Source organism: Amycolatopsis sp. NPDC114503, assembly GCF_055633655.1.
In genome coordinates this window covers 86,056-112,906 of sequence record NZ_JBVKDT010000011.1, presented here as the reverse complement: position 1 = coordinate 112,906, position 26,851 = coordinate 86,056, and the positions used below count along the sequence as shown (strand labels likewise).

Here is a 26,851-nt window from a genome sequence, read left to right as displayed (position 1 = left end):
GACGGCTTGGCGCGCCTGGGCTTCGCCGGGGGAGAGGTCCTCGAACCCGGCTGCGGCGCCGGGCATTTCATCGGCCTGGCACCGGATTCCGCGCACATGCACGGCGTCGAACGGGAACCGGTCAGCGCCGCCATCGCGGCCCGCCTGTACCCGCAGGCCGACATCACCGTCGGGTCGTTCGCCGACATCGACGCCGACGAGGGCGCGTTCGACCTGACGGTCGGGAACGTGCCTTTCGCCAAGGTGAAACTGCGCGACGACAAGCACAATCCCGGCCGCCAGCACTCCATCCACAACCACTTCATTCTCAAATCCCTGCGACTGACCCGGCCCGGCGGCATCGTGGCGGTGCTGACCTCCCGCTACACCATGGACGCGCGCAACCCCGCCGCACGCGCGGAAATGGCTCTGCTGGCCGACCTGGTCGGCGCGGTCCGGCTGCCCACCGGCGCGCACCGCCGCGCCGCCGGGACCGAAGCGGTCACCGACCTGCTGATCCTGCGCCGCCGCGCCGACGACGCCGCTTCCGACCCGGCCATGCCGTTCTCGGCCTGGGAAAAAGCCCTGCCCGCCGTCCTCGGCGACAACGGCGAACAAGTCGAGATCAACCGGTACTTCCTGGACCATCCGGAGAACGTGCTCGGCGAGTTCTCCCTGTCCCACGGCATGTACGACGCCGAAGACCTGAAAGTCCGCGGCGATCTCGACGCCCTGCCGGAAGCGTTCGCGGCCGCGGTCGCCCGCATCGCCGAGGACGCCGTCGGACGCGGCCTCGCGATGACCCCGCGCAGCGACACCTCCCCTCGGCCGGCGGCCGCGGTCAGCGTCGTCGACCCCGAAGCCGCCGCATTCCAAGGATTCCTCACCGCACACCCGGACGGCACCTTCACCCGCCGCGTCGGATCCGAGGACAGCCCCTTCGCCCCTCCGAAGAAGAAGGAAGAAGCCGCCGAACTGCGCGCCCTGCTCGGCGTGCGCGACGCGGCGATGGCCTTGATCCGCGCGGAACAGGACTCGGTCGACGACACCCCGCAGATCAAGGGGCTGCGCGAGCAGCTCAACACCGTCTACGACGCCTACACCGCGGAATTCGGGCCGATCAACCGGTTCAAGGAACGTCGGCAGATGCGCCAGGGCTGGCATGTGTTCGGGGAGTGGTGCGACCGCAACCAGCGCGAGAAAGTGCCGGCCTCGCGCGACACCGTGCTCGCGTACCTCACCGAACTGGCCGGCCACGGCCTCGGCCAGGACAGCCTGCAACGCCACCTCGACGGGATCGTCAAAGGCCACGAAGCCGAATTCCGGAAGGCGCTGAAGAAAGCGGCGAAGAAGGAATCCGCCGTCCGCCTCCGCAACGATCCGGGGCTCGACCAAGATGCGGTCGAACAGGCGCTGCTGGAGAGGATGCGTCCGGAAAGCCTGCTGTCACTCGCCGAGATCGCCGATCCGCGGGTGAGTGCCCGCACCGCGGCCGCCGGCCAGCAGATCATCGATGCGGCTCCGAAAGAAACCCCCAAGAGCGTCGACGTCGACGCGCTCGGCCTGCGCACCACGATGATCATCCGCCCGCCGCAGGGCGGGTTCCGCACCGACCCGTTCTCCAACGTCGCCCGGGCGCTGGAGAAGTTCGACCCGACCACGCAGACCGCCCGCAAGGCCGACATTTTCACCCGCCGGGTGGTCAACCCGCCGCGCACGCGGCTCGGGGCCGACACCCCGGAAGAGGCGCTGTCGATCTGCCTGGACACCCACTCCCGGATCGACCTGCCCGAGATCGCCCGGCTGCTGGGACTGCCCGGCGAGGACGAGGCCCGGGCCGCGCTCGGGTCGCTGGTGTTCGACGACCCCGACACCGGCGAACCCGTGTGGACGCCGTTCTACCTGGCCGGGAACGTGCGCCGGAAGCTGGCCCGCGCCCGGCTCGCCGCCGAGGACGACCCGAAGTTCGAGGCGAACGTCGCCGCGCTCGAACAGGTCATCCCCGAAGACCTCGGTCCCGAGGACATCGAAGTGCGGCTGGGGTCCTGGATCGGCCCCGAGTACGTGGCGGAGTTCCTGCGCGAGCTGCTCGAAGACGAGAAGGTCCAGGTTGAGAGCGTCGCCGGGCTGTGGAGGGTCGCCACCAACTACTCCGAGCTGAGCAAGGCCTCCCAGTTGGCATCCGAGGAGATCTGGGGCGGCGGCGGGCTGGACGCCTACGACCTCACCGAGCGGCTGCTCGTCGGCGCCCCGATCCGGGTCATGAAAACAGTCGAGGTCACCACCCCCGACGGCGATGTGGTCAAAAGGGACGTCCTCGACCCCGAGGCGACCGAAGAGGCCACCGACAAAGCCGCCGAGCTCAACGACCGGTTCGCGGACTGGGTCTGGGAGAAAACCGACCGCGCCCAGCGGGTCATGCGGCTCTACAACGACGAGTTCAACGCCGAAATCCCCGTCGACTACAGCGGAATCGAGCTGTCCCTGCCGGGCCTGTCCCAGGCGTTCACGCTGCGCGAGCACCAGAAGATCGCGGTCGCCCGGGTCGTCTACCAGGGCGGGACCGGCCTGGTGCACGAGGTCGGCGCGGGCAAGACGCTGGAAATGATCGTCGGGGTCATGGAGCGCAAGCGCCGCGGGCTCGCGGACAAGCCCGTGATCGTCGTGCCCAACGACAGCATCGTCGAGCAGTTCGAACGCGAGTGGCTGCAGGCCTATCCCGGGGCCCGGCTGCTGACCGGGCTGAGCTCGGATCTGGCCGACGACAAGAAAAAGGGCAAGGACGGACGTGCAGAGTTCGTCGCGCGGGTCGCCACCGGCGACTGGGACGCGGTGATCATGACGAAGGAGAGCTTCGAGCGGATCCCGCTGCCGCCCGAGATCCAGGAGAAATTCCTCCAGGCCGAGCTGGACGATCTGCGCGAGGAAAAAGAAGCGCACGCCGCGACCATGAGCGACTCGATGACCAAACGCGTCGAGTCCGCCATGGAAAACGCCAAAGAGCGTTTGAAGAGCCGCATCGCCGTGATTGACCGCGACACCGCCGGGATGACGTTCGTCGACGCCGGATTCGATTTCGTGGTCGTCGACGAGGCTCAGAACTACAAAAACGGGCTGGTCGTGTCCGCGATCCCGGACCTGGTCATCGAGGGAAGCAACCGGGCCATCGACCTGGACATGAAGCTCGGGCACTTGCAGGAGCGGTTCGGCACGGCCCGGGTCGTCCTGGCGACCGCGACGCCCTGGACCGGAAAGTACAGCGAGGTCTACCTGTGGGAGCGCCGCCTGGGCCACCCGATGCCCCGGTTCGACGTGTGGGCGCGGACCTACGTCACGCTCGAAAGCTTCATGGAAATGTCCCCCGGCGGCGCATTGCGCGCGAAGATCCGCGCCCGCCGGCCCATCAATGAGACGGAACTGTGGCGGTCGCTGCGCCTGACCTCCGACGTCAAGATGAAGCAGGACCTCAATCTCAAGGTCCCGATGCTGCGCGACGGCCGCATCGAGATCATCGAGGTGCCCGCCTCCGCGCAGGCCCGCATCTTCACCCTCGACTTGGCCCGGCGGGAACGCATCCTCAGCGGGCCGCCGGAGAAGGGCGCCGACAACCACCTGGTCATCGCCCACGACGGGCAGCTGGGCGCGACCGACCTGCGCACGGTGGGCCTCACCACCCCCGAACCGCAGAAGGTCGACGTCGTCGCCGCCGACATCTACGCCGAATGGCACGCGGCCAAGGACAACGTCTACCTGCGCGACGACGGCACCGAGCATCCCGTGCGCGGCGGACTCATCCTGGTGTTCTGCGACGAGAGCACGCCTTCCAACAGGCAGTGGAACTTCTACGACGAGTTGCGCGAGCAGCTCGTCGGCCGGGGCATGGCCGAGGAGAGCATCCGCTTCATCCACGAAGCCACGTCCCCGCAACGGAAAGCGGACATGCTCGCCGCCGGGCGCGAGGGCGCGATCTCGGTCCTGGTCGGCTCCACCATGAAAATGGGCGCCGGGATCAACGTGCAGACCCGCGTCATCGGCGGCTACGAGATCACCGGCGCCTGGCGGCCCGACATCACCGCGCAGGCCATCGGCCGCGCCGAGCGCCAGGGGAACCAGAACCCGGAGTATTTCTGGAAACGGGTCGTCCTCGCGCCGAGCATGGACGCCAAGAAGTGGGAGATCGTCGCGCAGAAGCAGCGGATGTTCGCGGCGCTGTACTCCAGCACCCCGCCCGAGCGCACCCGCGAGATCCAGACCGTCGAGGGCGACAGCCTCGCCGACGTCATGGCCGCGGCGACCGGCGACCCCCGCTACAAGGAAAAGGCCGACCTCGACACCGAATACAAGACTCTCAACCGGCAGCGCTCCAGCCACGGACGGACCCAGCAGGCGCTGAAACTGTCCATCACGCGCGGCACCGAACGCATCCCGAGGCTGCAGGCCCGCGCCGAACGCCAGGACGCCGTCGCGAAGCAACTCGTCAGCACCGAAGGCGACAAGTTCGCGATGACGGTCGGCAAACGCGCCTTCGCCAAACGCTCCGACGCCGCCGAAGCCCTGCGCGACCGGCTGGCCAACGAGATGGCCGCGGCCCCCCGGGCCGGCGTGGCCCCGGAAGTGCCGATCGGGTCGATCGGCGGCTTCGAGATCGCCGCGCACTTCCGGCCGCTGGAACGCCGCGAACTCCGCATCCACGTCACCTTTCCCGCCGCGGGCGAGAACACCCCGGGCTTCTATGTGGACCCCACCGACCTGCCCGGCGGGATCGGCCTGGTCACCCGCCTGGAGAACCAGCTGAAGGCCATCTCCGCCGCCGGCGACAAGACCCGTCGCGAGATCGTCGACGAGCAGGCCGGCGTCGAGAAGGCCGAGAGCGCCGTGGGCAAGCCGTTCTCCGGAGAAGAGCGCCTCGCCGAGGTCGTGCGCCGCCGCGCGGAACTGATCACCCAGCTCAGCGAAGACGACGACGCGTCTCGCGACCCCGACGAAGACCCGGACTCCCCGGAAGCCCAAGCCCGCCGGGAACGCTCCGAGGCACGCATGCGGGAATACGCCAAGCTGTTCGACGACGCCGTCGAGACCGCCCGGCTCGTCGGCCTCGAAAAAACCAAGGCCACGATTTTCGGCTCCTGGTACCGCGAGATCGCCTCCACCGTCGCCGCCGAACACCGCCCGTCGATCGAACAGTCCCTCGACGTGTGGCTCACCATCGGCCAGCCCGGATCGCGGGACCGCACCCGCCTCACGCCCCTGCCCGCCGCCCCGCGCACCGCAGCGCAACCGGCCGCCGACGCCGACGGCGCCGACACCGCGACCACGCCGGACGATCCCGCGGCGACCGGCACCGACGAAATCCCGCAGAACCCGTACGCGGCCGAGTTCCAGAACCTGGAAGGGCAGGTCCAAGACCTGCGCGCAGAACTCGACCTGCCCGCAGTGACCTCCAGGGCCGCAGCGGAGCAGGCCATGGCCGCCATCCTCCTGCGGGAGGGTCTCGACGATTCGACTGCCCAGAAGGCGCCGAGCGACAACGAGGCCGGGCGGAACACGCAACAGACCGGACAGGCAGCCGCGACCGACGCGACCGCGAAACCCGAGACAGGCGCGCCGGATCCGGCACCAGGCCGTCCTCTCGGCGGCGAGAAAGCCGACAACATCGTCGCCGTGCCGATTGCCTCGGACTTCGCGGCGGGCTCCGCCGTGATCAAGTCGCTGGGCACCAACGACCTCGCCCGCCAGTGGACGCTGCTGACCGAGGAGATCGCCGCCGCCGGCTACGCCCACGACCGTCGCGTCCAGGCCGGACAAGGGGAGGTCGACCACGACAGCCGACGCGTCGTCACCGACAAGGAGGCGCCCTTCGAACAAGAACTACGGTCCCTGGCAAGCCACGTCGAAAGCATGCGCGAAGACCTCAACTTGCCTGCGGCCACCGACGCCATCGCCGAGCTGATCGCAGCGGACGCCGCCCTCGACCCGGCCCCTCGCGCTCTCCTGCGCCTGGTCGCGGAGAACGGGCCGCGAGGGGACACTGCCCAGTGGATCGGGGCGCAGATCCGCCACGCCGCCGTGCTCTACGCGATCGCCCGTGACGCGGCAGGCGGGCCGGACGCGGTTCTGCGCGCACCGAACGGCGACCCGGTGACCGGCGACGCCGATCTCACGCCGTGGCTCGACTACGACCGCGCGCCGCTGACCTTCGGCGACGCGACCATCGAGCTGCGCACGAGCCAGACCGGCGTCCACGGCCGTTTCGAGCCCGGCGGAATGGACCTCAACAACGCCTACTGGCACAGGCTGCCTTCCAGCCCCCGCGGCGAGGGGCCGGTTTCCCTCGACGCCCTCACCGCGATCATCGCCGGAGCGGCGGAAAAGGCCGACGAGCATCGCGCCCGGGCGATCGCCGAAATGGCCCGAGTCCGGCCCCTCGCGCCCGTCCCCGCCCAAGCCGAGGACCCGGCGGCGCGGACCGAGCAGGCTCCGAACGCGCTTCCGGTCGCGCACGACGTACAGACCACGCCGGACGCCCCCGCCGAGCCGGAACAGACCCGCGCCGCGGACACCGACCGGTCTCCGGCCGGGCAGGACGAGTCCCCGTCCGTCTCCCCAGCGCCGAGCGAAGACCGCCGCGCCCCGCACACAGCGCTCCCCGCCGATCCGGAGCCCTCAGCGGACACACCGCCGGACACCCCGGACACCGGGCCGGAGGCGGCAGACGAGGAATCCGCTCCGGCGGAAACACCGCCGACCCTCAGCGAGATCCGCGCCATGGCCGCCGAACGAGGCCTGGACGTGACCGTGGCGCGGACCGGCACCGAAACCTTCGTCACCGTGCACGAACCGGGCGTGCCGACGCCGCCGGTGCTCTCGTTCCCCGCCGACCGCGCGTCCGTTGTGGACGGCGCGGGCCGTCCCCTGGCCGTGGGCTCGGTGGGGGAATACCTTGCCGTCTACCGGGAAACGATGGACCCGGCGCTGTTCACCGTCGCCACGACCGTCCGGGACTGGCCGCGGCGGGTCGCGCAGCTCGCGCCGCACCTGCTCCCGGGCGAGCACCACCGCGACCAAGTCGCCGCGGACTTCGCCTCCGCGACAACCCTGGTCGACCGAGGCGACCCGAAGGAAGCGGAATGGGCGCTGCGCAGCGCCGAAACCGCAGCGGGCCCGCATGTGCTGACCCCGGAACGGGAACTGCGGGTCGTCCGTGCGATCACCGACTACGCGGCGGGCTACGCCTCGACCGGGACTCCGGGCCGCTACATCGCCGAGTCGCACGTCGAGGGCGGCACGACGTGGCGGGAATGGGACTGGATCGAGGCCTACATCGCCGCGCATCCCGACGTCCTCGCCACCGGCCTTCCCGACCACAAGAAGATCCGGGCCCGCGACGCCGAGGAACTCGCCGTCGCCCAGGACGCCGGGAAACGGTTCGACCTCGAAGCCAAGCAGGCGTTCAAGCGCGGCGACTACGCGAAGGCCCTCGGGCTGATCGACACGGGCGAGATCGTCTACCCCGACCCGCAGCGCGGGTGGCGGCTGCGCCGGCAGCGGGCCGAGGACGCCCTCGCCCGCCGCGAGGGCCGCGAACCCGCCGCCGAGAACGCCGAGGACACCCTGACCCAGCAGCCCGCGGCCCCGGCGCAGATTCCCGCCGACCGGCCCGCCCTGCACGCCGCGGTCAACGCCGCCGCCGCGGCCTGGTTCGACCAGCAACTCGACGAGCACGCTCCGGCGCAGGAGTACCTGCGCAGCCGCCTCGGCGGCCGGGAGCGGGTCGACCGCGTCCGGGCCCGCGACGGCGACGACCGCGGCAAGCTGACCATCGGATACGCCCCGGACCGCTGGGACGGCCTCTGCTCGCACCTGCTCGGCGAAGGATTCGCCGAGCAGGACCTGATCGACGCCGGGGTCGCGACCCGCGCGAAGACCGAGAACCTGGTCGACGTGTTCCGGCACCGGATCGTGTTCGCCGTCCGCGACGAGCACGGCCGGATCGCCGGCTTCACCGGCCGCACGCTGCTCTCCGACGAGATCCTCGAACGAGACGACCGGACCCCCAAATACTTGAACACCCGCGCCACCGAGCTGTTCGTCAAGAGCCGGCTGCTGTTCGGGCTCCACGAGCAGCGCGATCTCGCCGGGCACGCCAGCCCGGCGTTCGTGGAGGGCCCGACCGACGTCGCCGCGCTGATGGCCGTCGCCCCGCCGGAGCGGCCGATGATGTTCCTCGCGACCTGCGGGACCGCGCTGACCGACAGCCACCTCGCCGCCGTCGACGCCCTGGTGCCGGTCGATCGGCCCCGGGTGTTCGGCGGCGACAACGACGCCGCCGGGCGCAAGGCGCTCGCCGGGCAGATCGAGACGGCGATCGTCCGCTACCCGCACAACGACGCCATGGTCCTGCCCGAGGGCCGCGACCCCGCCGAGTGGGCCGTGCAAGCCCTGCACGACGCCCCGGACGGGGCGTTCCGGGGCACCCCGCCGACCCGCTGGGCCATGGAAGCGCTGGTCGACCTGCGCATCGCGCCGTACGCCGACCGGCTGGGCGAGGACTACGAAGTCGAAGCCAGCATCAAGGCCGCACGCGACGCCGCCGCGGCGCTGGCCCTGGTCGAGCCCGGGCGGACCGCCGACCTCGAAGCGGCCCTGCCCGCCCGCCTGCACATCGATCCCGTCCACCTGGCCGAGTTCGTCAGCGAGGCCCGCCAGGCCCGCGACCGCACACGTCCGCGACAGCCCGCGGCGGCCGCCGCGCCCGCTCCCGCCGCACCCGGTCCGGCGGCCCCCGACGGAGCCGAGGACCGCGACGACCCCGTCGTCCAGGACGAGAGCACCGCGCCCGACCAACCGGGCAGTCCGGCCGACCCGGGCCCGGACATCCCGGATCCGCACCAGCACGACGAGGACACCGCCATGGACAACCGCCCGGAGCCCGTCGGCGACGGGCCGTGGCTGCTCGACCCGGTCGCCCGGCGACTCGACGAGCAGACGCCGCTATCCCGGCTGGACCGCACCGAGAACGCCGCGGACGCCTACGACGCGCTCGCCGCCTCGGTCACCGGGGACGCGCTGGACCGCCTGACCGAGTCCGGTGGCCACGAAGCCCTGGACCTGCTGCTGCAAGCCGACCGCCTCGAAGCGATCGCGCAGGCCGCCGAACGCGCCCAGCACGCCCCCGTGACCCTCCTCAAGGGCGACACCGAACAGCAGCTAGAGCCCGACCGGATCGACGGCGCGTTCGCGCTGCTCGCGCAGCGGCCCGGCGAGCGGCTGGCGCTGCGCTGCGGGGACCTGACGTTCCGGTGCGGCACCGACCGCGCCGGGACCTACATCGCGATCGAACCCGCGGTGTGGAGGTCGCAGGACCAGCAGCCGTGGGCCGACCGCGCTCGCCTGCCGGCGGCCGCGACCCAGCCCGACGCCGCCGGCCTGGCCCGCGAGCACGTACAGGACCGGATCGGCACGGCACGGGCCCGCGCGACGCTGGCCCGGGGACGGCTGACCGCCGTCCTCGCCGGGCGCGGGCTCAGCGACGGCGCGCTGGCCCGGGCCGGTCTCGCCGACAACGCCGACCGGCTCGGAACCCAACAGGCACAGCGGATCGGGGTGCAGCTGGCGCGGGTCGACCTGCTGCGCCAGTTCGCCGTCGCCGGCGCGCTGCCCGCCTCCGGCGACGCCGACGAGTTCACCTTCGACGGGAAGCCGCTGGCCGACCCCGGCCCCGCGCTGGCGGAGGTCTCGCCGTTCCCGCAGGACCCGCACCACTCCGAGGTGTTGCGCTGGCGGGGCCTGGAAGTCAGCACCCGATGGACGGACGACCAGGAAAAACCGTTCCTGTGCCTGGCCGTCGCCCCGACCGGACGCTCGGGAAGCGACCGGCGCACGCCGCTGATGTTCGAGATGACACCCGAGTGGTTCACCGACGCCGGCTACGCCCCCGACCGGATCGTCGAGTTCGTGCGCCGCACCGTCGCCAACGCCGAACGCATCGCGCTGCGCGAACTGCAGGCCGCGCAGGAGGCGATCGACGCGCCGGACCGGGAGGACCGGGAACGGGCCGAAGCCGCCGCCGAGCGGACCGCCTCGGCCGAGGAGCAGACCGCGGCCGCGCGCGAACACGCCGCCAAGAACCACACGCTGGTGATCGAGCACAACTCGTCCGGGACCCTGGTGCACGGCAGCAGCAAGGAGGACACCGCGCTGCACAAACTGCTCCACGACCACAAGTTCCGGTTCTCCAAACGCCAGGAATTCTGGTACCTGCCCAGGTCGTGGCACTTCGACACGCGCAGCGTGCACGCCCGGCTGCTGGCCCGCGACCTGAGAGCGGCCGGGCGCGGGTACGAGATGTGGGACAGCGAGATCGCCGCCCCCGAAACGCCCCCGCCGCCGCTGCCGGAAGCGGAACCGTTCACCACGCGCAGACAGTTCACCGACGCCGAACGAGCCGCCACGTCCGCTTACTGGGCTGTGCACGAGACCGCGTCCGGCCGTCGGCTGCTGGGCGTCGGCAACGGCCGGCCGGACGCCGAGGCCCTGCGCACGGCCCGGGACGAGATCTCCCAGCATCGGCTCCAGGGCGATCCGGCGCAGAGCCTGGACCGCTACCTCGCCCTCTACCGTGCGGCGAAGATCCTCTACGACAACTTGCGCGCGGAGCGCAAGAACGCGCCGAAGATGATGGACCGGCTCAAGCTCCTGGTCGAGCGATCCGGACGCTTCGCCGCCGGACTGAGCGCGCTGATCGAGCAGAACCCCGACTCCGACCTCGCCGCGGGCCACGAAGCCGCCGCCGAGGAACCCGCCGCCGTCACCCCGGCGCCGGAACCCGGACAAGCCCAGCTCGACATGTTCTCTTCCGCCGACGCGGGAACAGCCGACGGTGACCGCGGAGCCGAGGACACCACCCCGCCGACGGAGACCCCTGCCGAACCGGACGAGACCGCCGAACCGGAGACGTCGTCCGGCGACCCCGGCGAGGGGCACGAGGCTCCAGAGGGCGAAGCCCGTGACGTCCTGCCCGAGCTCACCGCCGGGCAGAAGACAGATCTGCACGGGACCTACAGCGGCCTGCACGACCTGCTGGCCGCGGCGAGCTTCACCCACGTCCAGGAACCGGGCATCGGCGTGCCGGGCGCCATCGACGTCGAGGCCCGCACGGTCGCCACCGACCCGGACCTTCCCGCCGAGCAGAGGATCCGCTGCCTTCTCCTGCAGACCGACAAGATGAGGTTCTACCGCGCCCAACTGGCCGAGCAGTCGCGCACCGCGCTGGCCACCGCGGAGCCGGACGAAGCGACCGCCGCACGCGCCGGGGAACTGGCCTCGCTGGCCAGCCAGCTCGACACCCTCGCCGAAGCCGCCGCAGGCGCGAAGCGCGCCGAGCGGCGCTACGTCGTGCCCACGCACTCGTTCATTTCCCACCAGCTCAACGACGGGGAGATCGAGACCGCGCTGCACGGGTTCGCCCGCGCCGCCCAGCAAGGCATCAGCCCGGAGAAAGCGTTGAAGGGCAAGAACATTCTCGTCAGCTCGCGCACCACCGGGCTGACCTGGCACACCCTCAACCTGGAATTCTCCCGCAACGACGACAACGCGGTCGTCCTGTCGATCGCCACCGCCGACCGCCGGGACCGCGACGAGATCGCCGTCGACCCGCGATGGCTGGACGCCGAATCCGGCGGCGCGCAGATCCGCTCGGCCTTCGAGCAGCGCGTCGCCGACCTCGGCGCCCGCGCCGACGCCGCCCGCCAGGAGATGCTCGCCCTGCTGACCCCGGACACCGCCGCAGCGCACCAGGATCCGGCCGACACCGCAGCGCGCCTCGCCGACACATCCGCCGACGCGGCGGCCGGACCCGAACCGGAGACCGCGTCGGAAGCCGAACCCGGGGAAGCGCCGGCAACCGACAGCACCGCCCGGCCGCCCCAAGCCGGACCACCGGCCCCCGGGAACGACGATCAGGACAGCCGCGTCACGCTGGCCGAGGAGGCGCTCGGCGGCGGCATGCCCGACCTGGACGCGGTGCTCGGCCACTGGCAAGGCATGCCGAACCCGCATCCCGACGACCCCGCCGGCGCCGAGACCTGGGAATACAACCGCGACAGACTGATCGACGAAGTCCGGGGAGCGCGCAAGACCCAGTTGTCGCCGGGCGGCGTCCTGCTGGCCTACAAACGGAACCAGCGCACACCGCAGTGGACGGTGGTCCAGACCTCCACCGGACACCCGGTGATCGACGCAGGCAAGCTCGACATCCCGCCGCACAGTGCGCCCCGGCCTTCGACCCGATACACCGTGCTGGGGCTTCCCGACGTGGCCGTGCCGCGGGTCCTGGCCGCGCTGGAGCGCGGCCAGGACCCGGACGGGCACCGGATCGACTGGACCGACCACGATTCGATGACCCGCACCGCCGCCGAGTGGCGGATGCCCGGCCTGAACGGGACGGTGGTGTCCGGCGACGACGCCGCCGGCGTCGGGCTCCGGCACCTGCTCGCCGCCGCGCTCCTGGACGCCGCCGCCCTGCATCCGCAGGCGGTCTGCGGCTCCCCGGCGTTCAACCGCGCTCTCTACGCGGCCCTTCCGGATCGGAACGCGCTGTGGGGCACGAGGATCCCCGGCGATCTCGTCGAAGACTTCAGCAATGTCGCGACCCAGTTCAGCGCCGAGGGTCCTGCGCTTGACACCACGCGCCAGCACCGCAAACTGCGCAAGCGCAAGCAGGACGACCGCACCTACGCCGTCGTCCGCCTGGCGGCGACGTACGCGTTCAGCGGCCGCCCGCACGCAGCCGTGCGGCTGCTGCAGGACCGTGCCGACGAGCTGGAGCCCAGCGACGAGACCCGCCACTTCCTCTACGGCTCGTACCGGCTGCGCCACCTCGTCCGCGGCGTCGAGGAACTGTTCAGCCCCGTCGACACCGAACTCGAGCGGCTGCTGGCCGCGACGCCGGGCGACCGCGTCGTCGCCACAGCATCGAAAGGCGGCCCCGGCATCGGTCCGGTCTGGATCGTCACCGGACCCTCGCGGAGGACGACGATCCCGTCGACGGGCAACTGGCAGGTCGAGATGCGCGTCGACCTGCAGCACGAGGCCGGCCCGGTGCACGGCACGCTGCACATCGCACCGGGCGAGCGATCACGGCGCGTCTGGTTCGTCTACGACGGCGGCCAGCCGGACAACAGCGCCGATCGAGTGTGGAGCGACGACCAGCTGCACCACGCCGCCGCCGGGGGCTGGGCGCTCGTCGCTGCCGATGCGCCCCTGCCGGAGGCGGCGGACGAACTCGACGCGCTGACCCGCCGCGCGGCAACCGCGTTCGCCGACGGGACGCCGCCACCGGACTCGGCCGTCGCCGAGCAACCCGGCGACCAGGCGGAGCGGGCCCAGCCGATCGCGGACGAAGACGAGCCCGTCGCGACAGATGACGAAGAACCAGCGCCGCAACTGTCCTCAGCGGACAGTGCGGCGGCTCCAGCCGACGAAGCCGACGACGTTGTGAAATCGGCGCGTGCGAAGGCGCGGGCGCTGCTCGACGGCATCGACGCCGAGTTTCTGGCGGCCGCAGCGCAGGAACTGGACGAATTGCAGGCGGGCGAGAGCGCGCTCGAACTGCTCGTGACCGGACTGGACCTCGACAACCGCGCGCTCGTGCCCCGGCCAGTGGCCAAGGTGTTCATGGACGCTGTGCACGGCCTCACCCGCGGGACCGGGTTCGAGGCCGATGCCCGTGCCAGGCTGGCGGTCAGGTCCGGGCTCGGTGTCCCGGATGCGGCGGCCCTGGCCGCGCTCGCCGATGCGTTCTCCGTGCGCCGGAATCTGGACGATCCGCTCGGGCGGGTGCTGGCCCGGACCCGGATCGACGAAGTCGTGTCCGACCTGCACGACATGGTCGAGCTAATGGGCATCTACGGCAACTTCGCCGTCTCCGACCGTCCCGCTCCCGCCACGGCGGAACCGGACCGCCTCGAACAACCCCGCGAGGGCGCCGAGCACTCCACCGCCGCCGATCCCGTCGAGCAATCCCCGCGACCGAAGTCCGAGCCGGGCCCCTCCGCGCCCGCCGGGACCTCCGGCGGCGACCGCGAGACCGCCCGGGCGGACGCCCGCGCCCTGCTCGACGGAATCGACGCCGAAACCCTGGCCTCCATCACACGCATGGCCGGAGACGAGATTCTCTGGCGAGCGGTGCACGACAGCTACGCCGCGGCGACGGACATCCCGACGGCCCGGATCGTCGCGGAGGCCGTGTTCGGAGTAGCCCGCGACCTCGAATTCGACCCCGATCATCATGCGCGACAAGCGGTGGAGTCCGGGCTGGGCCTCTCCGCCGCGACGTCCTACGCCGCGCTCGCGGACGTCCTGGCCGCGCGTCGCGCGGTCGACGACCCGCTCGGACGGGTGCTGACGCGCGCCCGAGCCGACCAGGTCGTGTCCCGCCTGTACGCGGCGGCCGACCGGATGGGCGTCCACGGCGGATTCGCCGTCCCCGGCCGCCCCGCTCCCGGCGAGGGATCCCCGCAGTCGCGGCCCGAACAGGTCCGCTCAGCTTCCGGCGGGGACGGGGCGGAGGCCGCGCGTGCGCAAGCCCGCGCGCTGATCGAGGGCATCGACGCCGAAACCCTGGCCGCCGCCGATCGATCTGCCGGGCATCCGCTCACGCTGCTCTGGCACGCGCTCGAGGAGAGTTACGCCGCGCTGACGGACGCGCGGGTGGCCGCGATCGTCTCGGAGGCGGTGTACGGCGTTCGCGACACCGACTTCGAGCCGGATCCGTGTGCCCGGCAAGCGGTGGAGTCCGGGCTGGGGGTCGCCGCCGCGACGGCGATCACGGCTTTCGCCGACGCCCTCGCCGACCGCAGCGGCCGCGAGGACACGCTCGGGCAGGTGCTGCCGCGCATCCGGGCCGACGAATTCGTGTCCGGCCTGTACGCGGTGGCCGACCGGATGGGCGTCCACGGCGGATTCGCCGCCACCGGCCGCCCGGATCCCGCGGACTTGTCCGAACCCCACCGCGACGAGACAGCGTCCGAAGTGGACTCCGAGCCGGACTTCGACACGGAGTACGACGAAGCCGGGTTCACGTTCGTCCCCGGCCTGACCGGCATCTCCGAGCTGTTCCTGGCCAACGGCTGGGTCATGCAGGAGGAACAGCCGAGCGAGATCGGCGGGATGTGGAACGAGCACTGGTTCCGGCACGACGTCTCGGTCGCCGTGGGCATCACGCCCGACGGCCGGGTCCTGGGCACGGTGTTCCGCAGGCACGGCCCGTGGGACTCGCCCGAGTGGCAGGAGGCGGAGTTCAGCTCGGCGCAGAAGCTGCGCGACCTGGTCGAGCAGGCCGGGCTGCACGGGGTCGCGCGCCCGGCCCGGCTTCCCGGGCTGTGGCGGGTCGAGAACGCCGACTACGCGGTCGAGGCACGCGAAGCGGTCGAGGCCGACGCCGGTCTGCGGCTGGTGACCCGCGCCGCCGACGCGGCACAGCCGGGGTGGTCGTTCGCCGACGACGGCCAGGAAGTGCGGCTGGCTCCGCCGCTGCCCGCGGTGCCGGTGACCGACCGGGCCAGCCTGCTCGACTACATCCTGGGCGATCGACACCGCGAGAAGGAGATCCGGAACCTGGCGTCGATCGTGATCAGCAACCGTGCCCGCAACGGCACGCAGCCGATCGCCGCACTGCGCCAGCTGCGCGAGCAGGACACCGAGATCTACCGGCGCGCCTTCGCCGCGACAGCCGGATTCCGCAACGGGAAAAAGCTCGACGTCGCGCGAGCGCGGGAAGCGCTGGTGCGCCTGGCCGAAGGCGACCCCGCGCTGCCACTCAACGCGGCCGGGCAGTACGTCGAGATCACCCAGGACGAGCCGCAGGCGGCCGACAGCGACGGATGGATTCCGGTGAGTCGGCAGCAATCGGTGCGCGGGATCGTGGCCGAATTGGATCCGGCGTACCCGGGCGCGGGCCGGGTGTCGGTGTTCATCGACCGGGACGTGGTCAGCGCCGACGGAGCGCCGCGGGCATTGCAGGTGCTCGACGTCGACGGGCAGCTGTCGCTGCTGGATCCCTCGGCCCGGCCGTCGCCGGAGGACCGGGAGACCGCCAGCGCGGCGATGCAGGAGGCGATCGAGGCCCGCAAGCGCGCACTGGGGATCGTCGATCACGCCGCGCCGTCGACGGCCGCCGAACCCGCCGCAGACGCCGAGGAGCCTGTCGCCGACGACTCCGGCGAGGCACGCGACGCCGTTCCCGTCGGCGAGCGGGAGACCGCCGTGCCGGATCCCGCAGTGCCGGATGCCGAGGCGCTGGATCCCGAGGCGCTGGATCCCGAGGCACCGGATCCCGAGGCACCGGTCCTGCGGCTGCCCGACGGGCGCGAACTCGAGTACCTGCCGAACCCGGGACGCGAGGAACTGCCGCTGTACGCCGGCATCGCCGGCGAGGCGTTTCAGCGCACCGAGCCCGGACGGTTCAGGCTCGTCGTCGGCCGCGAGGCCTACGGCGGGGGTTCGTGGTGGTGGGCGCTGCACCGGATCGATGCCGACGGCGCGATCGCGGGCATCGGCATCGCACCGCGAGTCTCCGTGCACCCCACCGCCGAAGGCGCGCTGGCCGCCGCGCAACGACGCCTCGCTCCGCTGGAACAGCTCCTGGAGACACCGCCCGAACCCGTGCCGGGACTGTCCGGCCCCTTCGCCTCCATCACGTTCATCCCGGACTGGGGCGACGCCGCCCGCCAGCTGGAGCACATGGAATGGCCCGACGCCGTCCAGTCGTACAGGCCCGCGTCGCTGGTGACGACCGTCGTCCGGCGCGTGCTCCTCTCCGTCTCGCCCGAGCAGAACGTCCGCTGGCTGCTCGATCACGGCCGCGACCAGTTCGCGCAACTGACGGAGATTCCCCGCCAGTTGCGCGAACTCTCCGCGGTGATCAGGGCCAGCGGGCTCCCCGACGCCGTTCCGGGCACCCACCGCCGGATCAGCGGCGAACTCGCAGCGACCGGGGCCGCCCTCGCCGAGCGCCTGGAACAGACCGCTCCGCAGACGGCGGCGGAGCCGATCGGCGAGGACATCCCGCTGCCGCCCGAACCGGAGGACCGCGAGGACGAGAACCTGCCGCCGGACCTGGCGGACCTCGATGTCGAACCGATGTTCCTGGACCTGGACCGGTGGCGCCATCACCACCGCCCCGGCGCCGAAGGCCCCGGGGTGCCCGACCACGCCGCACGGGCGCACAACCACCTGATCGACCTGCTGACCCCCGGCACGATCGCCGCGCTCGACGACTCTTCCCGCCGCTTCATCGCGGACCAGGTGCAGGCCTCCTACCGGTACGACCTGCTCGCCGCGGCCGTCCGCAGGGCGCACGACACCTCGCAGCAGCTCTACACGAGCAGGTCCGACGACCGCGGTCTTCCGCAGAGGTCCTCGGACGGCCACGAGTCGTGGGACTCCGTCCTGGAGGCCTTGGCGGCGGACCCGGACTCCTACGGAGAGGTGTCCTGGGGGCAGATCCGGTTCACCGTCGAGCGAGGCCGCCACCGGCTCGTCGCGGTGATCGCGGTCGCCGACCTCGAGTCCGGCTACGTCGACGTGGTCGACCGCATTCCGTTCGTCGCGGGCGGGTCCGACCCTGACCAGCTGGACGGGATCGGGCACGAGCTGCGCGTCGCCACCGAGGGCGCCGCTTCCCGCGCCGTGCTCGCCCGGGGATTCGCGACCGAGTCCCTGGACAGCTACGGCCGCTCTGCCCGGGAGGCCGCGTCGGCGCGGCTGGACGCCCTGCACGGCACCCTGCCGTCGTCGGCGGCAGGAGAGCGCCGCAACGACACCCACTACGAACTGCAGGACCTCAAGCACGCCCAGGAAGCCGTGATGACCCTCGCGCGCGGCCGGCTGGACGCCCTGCAGTTCGGCGGCGCGGCCGACGACGCGGACGCGTTCGAGGAGTACAGAGGCGAACGCCCCATCTCCGATCCCGGCGCCGTCCTGGCGACCCCGGAGGTGCGGGACACCCCGGGCGCGGAGGGCACGACCATCTTCTGGCGCGGCTTCATGGTCTACACCTCCCACTCCCATGACGGCCGGCTCGAACTCGTCCTGTGCGAGAGCCACGGACTGCCGTCGTCGCTGCTGTCCATCCCGTTGACCGCCGAGCAGTTCACTCCCGAAGGAGTGCTCGCGGCATTGCACGACACGATGGCCACTCTGGAACAGTCGGTGCTCGACCGCACCGCCGCGGCGACTTCCGCCGTCGCCGACCTCGAAGCGGCGACCCGGGCCGCGTCCGGGAACGACTCCGAGCCGCACGCGGAAGCCGCCGCGGCCCCGGATCCGGCTCCCGCCGAACCGGCGGCCGTCCCGGGCGATCAACCGCCGCCGCCCCGGAGCGGGACGCCGTCGGCCCCGGCCGCCGTCGAGGACGCGGAACAGCCCGGGCTCTTCGACCTCGCGCCGCCGCCCGCGCCCGAGGCCGCCGCGCGTCCGCCGGCGGCGTCCCCGGGCGAGGGGGAGACCCGGCCCGGACCGCCGGACTCGGCCGAGCCCGCCACGCCCGCACCGACCCCGCCCGGCGAGGCCGTCCCCGAGGCCGCCGTTGACGCGGAGCCCGCCGGCCTGCCGCTCGCGCCGTTGACCGCCGACGACATCGCCCTGGCGCTGGGCCGTCTGCGCGGCACACGGCTGGCCGAGTTCCTGCGCGCCATGAGCAACGGCGCGAAGCTGCCGCTCGCGGACGCCCAGGATCGCCAGGTCACCCGCGCGCAGGACGAACCGGACCCCGGCGCCGCCGAGCATGTCGCCGCGCAGCGGCAGGGGCTGGAGATCCGGGTCGACACCGCGACGGAACAACGCACCGGACGGCCGAGCTGGAAGGCGGTCCACGAGTGGCTCCGCGCGGGACTGCACCGCACGGACCTGCGGATGCTGAGCGAAGCCTCCGACACTCGCGGGCACTTCGCCGCCCATGCCCGGAACTTCGCCGCGGCGGGGGAGGGCGCTCTCTACCGCACGGCGCTGGACGAGCTCGACGCCGTCGTCGAGCAGGCGACGGCGAGCATCATCGATCGCGCGCTGCGCGCCCACAAGTCCGGGCAGGCCCCGAAACCCTGGAACGGCCGGGGCCGGGACCCGTTGCTGCGCAACGCATCGGACAACGAGCTGAGCGAAGCCCAGCGCACCGGGCTCGCCAGGATCCGCGAACTGGCAACCGTGATCCCCGCCGACCCGAACGGCCGCCCCGCGCCCCTCGCCGACACTGCCGAGGACGCCGCGGCGACGGCTCCGGCTCCCGTCGCCGAATCCGCTGCGCCGACGACGGAGCCGTCCGCACCGGCAGCTCCGGCTACGGCACCCGAGGCCGATCTCGCGTCGCCGACACCGCCCGTGTCGCCGACCGGCCCGGCCGCGAGCAACCCGCTCGACCTGCTCCGGTTCGACCCGGCCGGGCCGGGCGCAGCCAGGCAGCTCTCCGACATCGCGATGCCCGAGCCCGTCAGGCTGCACGAACCCTCCCGGCTGGCCTACATCGTCGCCACCCGGCTCATCCAGAACCGCGGCGTCAACGTGGAGGCCCACGCGACCTGGCTGTCGAACGTCGCGGCCAACGCGGCAGAGGCGGCCGAGGCGGCAGGGCAGATCCGGCATCTGGCTGCGGTGATCACCGCGACCGGCCTGCCCGACGACCTGCCGGGAGACAGCGGCCAGCACCTCGTCGACGCCCTCGCGCGCACCCGCGAGGCCCTGCTCGTTCGGCTCGGGCTGCCGCTCGACCAGCCCTCGCCGGCCCCGGAACCGGCGGCCGCCGCCGAGAAAACCGTCCCGCCCGACAACCCGGAAACCGCAGAAACCCCGGCGAGTGCGACAGCGGGGATCCTGCCCGAACTGGATCTGGACTGGGACGAACTCGCGGGAATGGCCGAGGAAGCCGGATACACCGTCGTACGGCAGCGCCACCTCGCCGAACCGTCCACCGATCACGACCTGCGCGTCATCGCCGTCCCGCTGGAGTCCGACAAGGAACGCCAGCGAGAACAACTCGGCGCCGAGGTCGCCGCCCTGCTGCGCGAACCGCGGGCCGTGCCGCCCGAGGCAACCGCGGCCCCGGCGGCGAAGTTCTATCCCTCGTCACCGGATCCCGCCGCACCGCCGACGGCCGACGAGACCGCCGCACCGGAACCGACCGCTGCGGACCCCGTCGACACGGCACTCCCCGCCGATCGCGGCGGTGCTGCCCGCCACGACCCGAACACCGCGCCGACCGCGAAGGCGGCACAGGCGCCGCCCGCCGACGGACAGGAAGCCGAACCGGCTGCGGCAGAAGCAACACCGCCTGCACCGCCGGAACCGGCCCCGTCCGGCGTCCCGCAGGACGCGCCCGGCGAAACCCCGGCCGACGAGGCGGCGGAAGCCGCCGAGAGCACGCTCCCCGACGCCGGGGACGCCTCGCCGACCGGCCCCGACGCGACGCGAGATCCCGTCGCCGCATCCGAGGAAGACCTCGCCGACTACGAGGAGTACCTGGCAGAGAAGAACGGCGAGCACGACGCGGCGGCGGTCCTCGCCGCGAGCCCCGCACCGGCAGAGACCGCGCCGCCGCTCTCCGAACCCGAACCCGCATCCGAAGTCGCGGCCGCGGCGCCGGAACCCGGCGACGCCGCCGCTCCGGAACCGGCCGAGGAGACCGCCGGGCCTGCGCCCGCGGAGCCGTCGCGACAGGCCGTCGCGCCGCAGTCGACTCCGGCACCGCGGCGGCCGCGCGAGCGGCGCGGCCGCGACGCCACGCCGAACTCCGGCGCCGGGCGACCGCCGCAGGATCCGGTACCGCACCAGCGCGCCGCCGACCCGGTCGGGCAGCAATGGGCAGAACTGGTCGACCAGGCCACCACGCTCGGATTCGCCGTGCGCAACGCCTACGACGGCGTCACCGCCGTGAACTGGGACGACAAGGTCGTCCACGTCGCGGTCGACCAGCAACCGGTCGAGCGGATCGTCGCCCTGGCGCTGAAAATCGGCGAGATCAGCGGCGCGGCGTCCGCGGTCCCCCGTGCCCGGCAGCCCGAACAGAACGCCACTGACGTCGCCGAGGACGCCCCGCTCCGGGCCGAGCCGCAGCCGCACAGCACCGCCGACAGCGCACCGGTGCACCCGCATCCGCTCAACGGCGCGGTGCAGTCGGCCCCCGCCGGACCTGACAACGATCCACTCGACACGGACCACCCGATGTTCAACCGGATGATGGCCGAACTCGGCTGGAGCGAGCCTCCTCTGACGATTCCCGACACCTGGCCCAGCGGCCCGGTGCATCGCGAGCCCGCCGCTGTGGACCGCCGTCCGATCTCCACAGCGGACTCGCGAGGCCCCGAGGACGAGGCACAGCACGGGCGTGTGGCTGTGCAACAGCGGGTCGAGGAAGCACAGGCCGACCCGGTGCCGTCCGATCACCCGTTGTTCGACCGGCTGCTGGCCGAACTCGGCTGGGACGTCGAGATCCCGCCGCTGCCCGAACCACAGGCGCCCGCTCCCGCCCTCCACGCAGAACACGACCGCGCCGACACCGGTGCCGAGCCCGAACGACCGGAACCGCAACCCGCTCCGCCGCCCCCGGCGGCTCCCGAGCTGGCGGAGCCGGACCGGCAGCGCGAAGCGGGCCACCAGAAACAGCGCCCGACGAGGCTCGGCGACAGCGCCGCGGCAGCCTCCGGAGCCCGCACGCCCGCCGCGCGCGCCCGGGGCGGGGCGATGAGCCGCGCGTTCAGCGCCTTGGGCTTCGGCCGCCGGAACGGAAGGCGGTGAGCACCGGGCCCGCAGCCTGATCCAGCCCGCGCGGACCGTCTGGGGAGGCGGTCCGCGCGGTGCGGCAACACCGAGGTCTCGATGGGGGTCGAGACCGCCATGGGGGAAACATGGGGGAGCCACGCCCTGCTCAGGGCACATCGCAACGACGCCTGCCGGTTCGCGCACGAGCACTGCTGCTCCTGGCCGCGCCGGCGTTCGCGGCCGGCGCCTGCTCCGGCGCCGCGCCCGCACCGGAGCACGCGCCACGGCCCGCAACCACAGCGCCGGCCGCCGCGCAGCCTGCCGCGGCAGCGGAGGCCCGCCAGGTCTGCGCGCAGTTCGTCGCCGCGGCGCTGTCCGCCGACGCCGCAGCCGATTCCGGCCCCGGGGACGCGCGCCGACGCGCCGCCGACCGGTTCGGCATTCCCGGCCTGGCGGAACAGATCGGCGGCGAAGGCCGCGACAACGGATGGGGCTTGCTCGCCGCGCACCGGGCGCGCGTGCGGGTCAGCACCGAACCCGTCGACGACGACCCGCCGCCGGTCCGCGGCGACGAAACGGGAGCCGGGGTCACCGCGTCCCGGGTCGCGGTCGGCGAGGGCTGGACGCAGAACCTCGACCCCTTGGCCGCGTACTGCTCGCTGCGACGGGTCGGCGGCGGATGGAAGGTCTCCGGGCTCACGTTCTCCGACACCGGCGGATCCGGAGCCGGGGGATGAGCAAGAACACCACCGTCGCCGCGGTGGCGGCAGGCTCGCCGCTGATCGCGATCGTGCTGGTCATCGTGCTGCTCTTCGGCGGAGCCGGAGCCCACAACAGCGAGATCAGGAAAACCGGCGGCATCAGCCTGGACTTCAACCCCGACGCCGTCCCGCCGTGGGCCAGGGACCTGCTCGCCTCGGCGGCCACGACCTGCCCCGACATCACCGCACCGATCCTGGCGGCGCAGATCGAAACGGAAAGCAACTGGAATCCCAACGCGCACAACGCATCCGGTGCCGACGGGCTGACCCAGTTCACCCCCGCCACGTGGGCCGCGTGGGGCGTCGACGGCGACGGCGACGGCCGCGCCGATCCGCGCAACCCGGCCGACGCGATCAAGTCGCAAGCCGGATACATGTGCTACCTGGCCAATTTCCTCAAAAGCGACAACGATCTGAACGGCGGCGTGATCGACCTGGCGCTGGCCGCCTACAACGCCGGACCCGGCAACGTCCTGAAATACAACGGAATCCCGCCGTTCGCCGAAACGCAGAACTACGTGTCCAAGATCAACCGACTGGCCGCGTCGAAATACGGACGCCCCCACGCCAGCGGCGGAGGAGACGGCTCCGGCGGCGGCATCGCCGGAGCGGCCGGACCGGTCATCGCCGCCGCCCGCTCCCAGATCGGCCTTCCCTACGCCTGGGGCGGCGGAAGCCTCAACGGGCCCAGCGGCGGCTCGTCGCCGGACGTCGGCGTCGTCGGGTTCGACTGTTCGGCTCTCGTGAGGTTCGCCTACTACCAGGGGACCAACGGCAAGATCACGCTGCCGCGCAGCTCGAAGGAGCAGTACCGGGCGACAAAGGGGCACAGCGTGCCCGTCGACCAGCTGCAGCCCGGCGACCTGCTTTTCTGGGGCGGAACAGCCGAATCCATTCACCACGTCGCGCTCTACATCGGAAACGGCAAGATGATCGAAGCGCCCGAATCCGGCAAGAAATTGCGCGAGACCCAGGCGCGCACCTCCGAACGCGGATACTTCGGAGCGACGCGCGTCGAATCGAATTCCGTTTGAATTTAGTTTCCGCGTCCACTTGAACACTTTCCGCGATAGATGAGCATCCGGCGGGAATCTGCTCGGGTAGCGCGGAAAAGACCAGCTCAGCCACCAACAGCAGTTTTCTCGCGGCAGCACGAAATGGAGGTCGGATGTCCATGAAGCCCGGAAGGATCGCTGTCGCGCAGTGTTCAAGTGACCTCCGCCTCATGGGCCCGGCGACATCAGAACACCGCCCCGCTCCGGCGCGAGGACGCGCCGCAGGCACGGCAAAACACCATGCAGCACGCGCATCCCCGGCCTGACCGCTCCGCCTATTCAAGGAGGCCATGATGGAGCAACATCCTGCAGATTCGCCCGGCCCGCAGATCGGCGGGCGCACCGAGACAATCCTCTGGCCGGAAGGCTGGTCGCCGGCAAAGGAGGGCGAATGGCTGTTCTACAACGGAGCAGAACACCCCGACGGCGAGATCGCGGTCGAGGTCTACGGGCGCTTCGACCACCCGAGCCGTCCGTCCGTCCCCGAATGGACCGCGTGGTTCACCTACGACACGGGAGAAAACACCGTTCAGCACAACCCCGTCACGATTACGGGCCCGGACGACGCGGACCACGAATTCTGGCCGGACTCCGTCGCTGACCTTCAAGAACTTCTCCGGCACGTCGGACGCTACGGCCACGCCCAACCGGCATACGGCGGCTGGGAAGTCACGCCCGCGGTCACCGAGGCCGCAGCGCACGCCGCTGCTTCCGAGGACAGCTTCCGGCACGTCGTGCTCCGCACCGGCGAGGACGACGCCTGGACGTTCATCGCCACCGGCACGCCAGTGCCACTCGCCGGGAGGCCCGCCCCGCAGCCGGACCTTCGCCAGGACGATCAGACACAGCAAACGGCAACGGCGGGCACCGAAAAGGTGTGGCTGCTGTATGCGGCGAAGTACGACATCGGGCCACAGCACGCCGTTCTCCTGCCTGAAACCGTCCGCGTCCTGGAGACATCACGAAGCGAGATCAGCCCTGAACGACTGCGGGAGACACAACGGCAGACCGGGCTCGGCGGTGACGTGGACTTCGTCGCCCTCGACGTGCCGTCCGGACTGAGCGACACCGACCTGACCGACCATTTGCGGCGGCACCTCGCCGCAGAACCCGAATTCGACTTCTGGAGAGACGTCATCGGCGACGACATCGTCGTGGGCGGCGTCGCCTACGACGGAGATGTCTACGAACACGACGGGGAGGGCGGCGTGCGCGAACGGACCTCCGACGCGGACCCGGAATACCCCGATCCGATGGACGACCCGGAAAACGTCGAGCGGCTCGGAGCCTTGCTGAGCGGCGCCGACGCCCCGCATCACGAGGAACAGCACGAAGCCTCCCGCGATCCCGTCGACAATCCGACAGACGACGGCCCCGCGGCGGCCCCGAACCGGCAAGAACCGAGCACTCCGTCGCGCACGGACGACGGGCCGGCCGCGTCCCGTTCGCGGCCGCCGGGAACGCCCGGCGCACGCCACGGATCCGCCGTCGACCCGAGCCGCCGCACGCGCGGGCGGTGAGAAGGGCGCAACGGCAAGTCGTTCGCGGCGCCCGCGATGCCGAGCCCGCCCCTCTGCCGGAGGTCGACCACAGCGCTGGCGGCCTGCGGCGTGTCTATCATCGTCGCGTGGCTTCCCCCTCTCCGTCCGCCGATCGCGCCAGGCGGGTGGAGCGCGCGCGTGCTCTGCGCAGCATGGCGGAATACCGGCCGGGCTCGGCGGACCAGGCGCCGAGCCCGTTCGAAACTGAAATGGCGCGGAAAAGACTCGCCGCCTTTCTGGCGAAAAACGGGCTGGTCCCCGCCGATCTCGATCAGAAGGGCCGCGCGGACGTCCGCGCGGCGGCGACGTGGCCCGGCCCGGGCGGCGATCGGGACTGGACTGTGCCGAAGCCGCACGAGCGGCGCGTCGTGCATCGCATGGAAGGGTTCACCTCGCCCGGCGGTCGGGCACGGGCCTGGTGCCGGCGCGGGTTCGGAGCCAAACCCCGCGCCGACCGGGAGCGGGCGCTGAGTGCGCTGCGCGCCGAGCACCCGACCGACCCGCCAGTGTGCTGCCTGTGCGGGAGGGACTACACCGACAGCGGGTGGATGTCCATCCGCGACGGCTTGCGGGTGCTGGTCGACGGTCGCGACGGCGAGTTCCTGTGCTGCGACGACGTCATGAGCTGCACAGCCCGATTCTGAGCCTCCGAACGGATCACGGCCCGAACGGCGCGCGATCGCCGGGGCAGGGCGGCGTCGTCGTTGCGTGCTCGCCCGCAGAGACGCGTGCTCCGGCGACGGTTCACGGGGCCGAGGCGGAGCGCAGCACCGAGTCGGCGGGCATCGCAGTGCCCGCGGCCTGGCCGAGGATCATGCAACGGAGGTCCGCGTCGGATTGCATCACCGGCGTTCTCCCGCCGAACAGAAGCGCGCCGACGGCCACCACGAACATCCGGATCACCGCGTCGCTGCCTTTCTTGGTGACGGGCGACTGGTACAGCAGGTACCGCGCCGTCTGCCACTGCCGGAGCTGATCGTCGTGGCGCCGGGCGAACAAAGCGGCGAGCTGGTCGAGAGCGGCGGCGAAGATCCGGGCGCTGTCCTGGTGATCGGCGGTCACCGCGTAGAGCAGTTCCCCGCCGACCTCGACCTGGCCGGTGTCCTCGCCCCGGGCCCGGACGCGGGCCAGCAACCGGTCGGCGACGCGCCGGGCGGCGGCCCCGCGGACGAGCCGGTTGCCGTTCACCCGCCGACCGCCCGGCAGCGTCACGACGTTGACCAGAACGTCGCGGCCGCGCCGGACCTCGGCGTCGAACCGCGCGAGCGCGGCCTCCCCGTACGCCTCCATGATCGTGCTGGCCGGGCTCGGCCGGCCGCCGTCGAAGGTGCGGGTGCGGGGGTTCCAGGCCGATCCGGTGCGGAGACGTCCGACGCGGCCGATCCGGTCGAAGTTCACGCCGCCCGCGCGGATGGGCAGACGGAACCGTTCGGGGTCGTGGCGCAGGCCGTGTCCCGGCCGCCCGGCGGAGGTCAGTGCTTTTTCGTAGCGCCACCGCACCAGGTCGGCGTAGGCGCCGCGCAGCAGTTCCACCCGACCGGCGTGGTCGCGGGCTCCCGGCAACTGCTCGGCGAGGCGGAGGCGCGCGGCTTCGGCGGCGGCGGCCTGCGCCTGCGCGAAGCCGCGGACGCGGCTCTGCTCGGCGGGGTCGGCGGTGCGCAGGGCCAAGGCCGGAGTGGGGAACGAGGCGGCGGTGATCGAATTGGCTTCCACGACTCACAGCGTCGTGACGAAAACCGTTGCACAGCAGGGGTTTCCCGTGTCCTAA

The 26,851-nt window shown here is 72.2% G+C and carries 6 protein-coding genes; 5 read left to right on the top strand and 1 reads right to left on the bottom strand.

Annotated features, from left to right (window positions below; all coding sequences use genetic code 11):
• Positions 1–6 precede the first annotated feature (6 nt).
• The 5 genes from ACZ7OI_RS37200 (at position 7) to ACZ7OI_RS37180 (ending at position 25,727) form a co-directional block, all read left to right on the top strand.
• Positions 7–21,762, top strand: coding sequence for a DEAD/DEAH box helicase family protein (locus tag ACZ7OI_RS37200; protein ID WP_470268788.1), 21,756 nt, complete (start codon positions 7–9; stop codon positions 21,760–21,762).
• Positions 21,763–21,872: 110 nt separating this feature from the next.
• Positions 21,873–22,463: a hypothetical protein gene (locus tag ACZ7OI_RS37195; protein ID WP_470268787.1), complete on the top strand. Its 591-nt coding sequence runs from the start codon at positions 21,873–21,875 to the stop codon at positions 22,461–22,463.
• Entirely contained in the window at positions 22,460–23,521 is a 1,062-nt protein-coding gene (locus ACZ7OI_RS37190) for a C40 family peptidase (protein WP_470268786.1), read from the top strand. Before ACZ7OI_RS37195 ends, ACZ7OI_RS37190 begins: the two co-directional genes overlap by 4 nt.
• A gap of 314 nt (positions 23,522–23,835) precedes the next feature.
• The gene (locus ACZ7OI_RS37185) at positions 23,836–25,062 is read left to right on the top strand and encodes a hypothetical protein (protein ID WP_470268785.1); all 1,227 of its coding nucleotides are present in this window, start codon (positions 23,836–23,838) and stop codon (positions 25,060–25,062) included.
• A gap of 107 nt (positions 25,063–25,169) precedes the next feature.
• The gene (locus ACZ7OI_RS37180) at positions 25,170–25,727 is read left to right on the top strand and encodes a hypothetical protein (protein ID WP_470268784.1); all 558 of its coding nucleotides are present in this window, start codon (positions 25,170–25,172) and stop codon (positions 25,725–25,727) included.
• A gap of 100 nt (positions 25,728–25,827) precedes the next feature.
• Here ACZ7OI_RS37180 and ACZ7OI_RS37175 read toward each other — a convergent pair whose 3' ends face one another.
• The gene (locus tag ACZ7OI_RS37175) at positions 25,828–26,796 is read right to left on the bottom strand and encodes a hypothetical protein (RefSeq protein WP_470268783.1); all 969 of its coding nucleotides are present in this window, start codon (positions 26,794–26,796) and stop codon (positions 25,828–25,830) included.
• Positions 26,797–26,851 lie beyond the last annotated feature (55 nt).

What these genes read in the sequence shown, in the direction of transcription:
- ACZ7OI_RS37185 (WP_470268785.1), top strand. Translation starts at nt 23,836, where the DNA reads ATGGAGCAACATCCTGCAGATTCGCCCGGCCCGCAGATCGGCGGGCGC.
- ACZ7OI_RS37195 (WP_470268787.1), top strand. Translation starts at nt 21,873, where the DNA reads ATGGGGGAGCCACGCCCTGCTCAGGGCACATCGCAACGACGCCTGCCG.
- ACZ7OI_RS37190 (WP_470268786.1), top strand. Translation starts at nt 22,460, where the DNA reads ATGAGCAAGAACACCACCGTCGCCGCGGTGGCGGCAGGCTCGCCGCTG.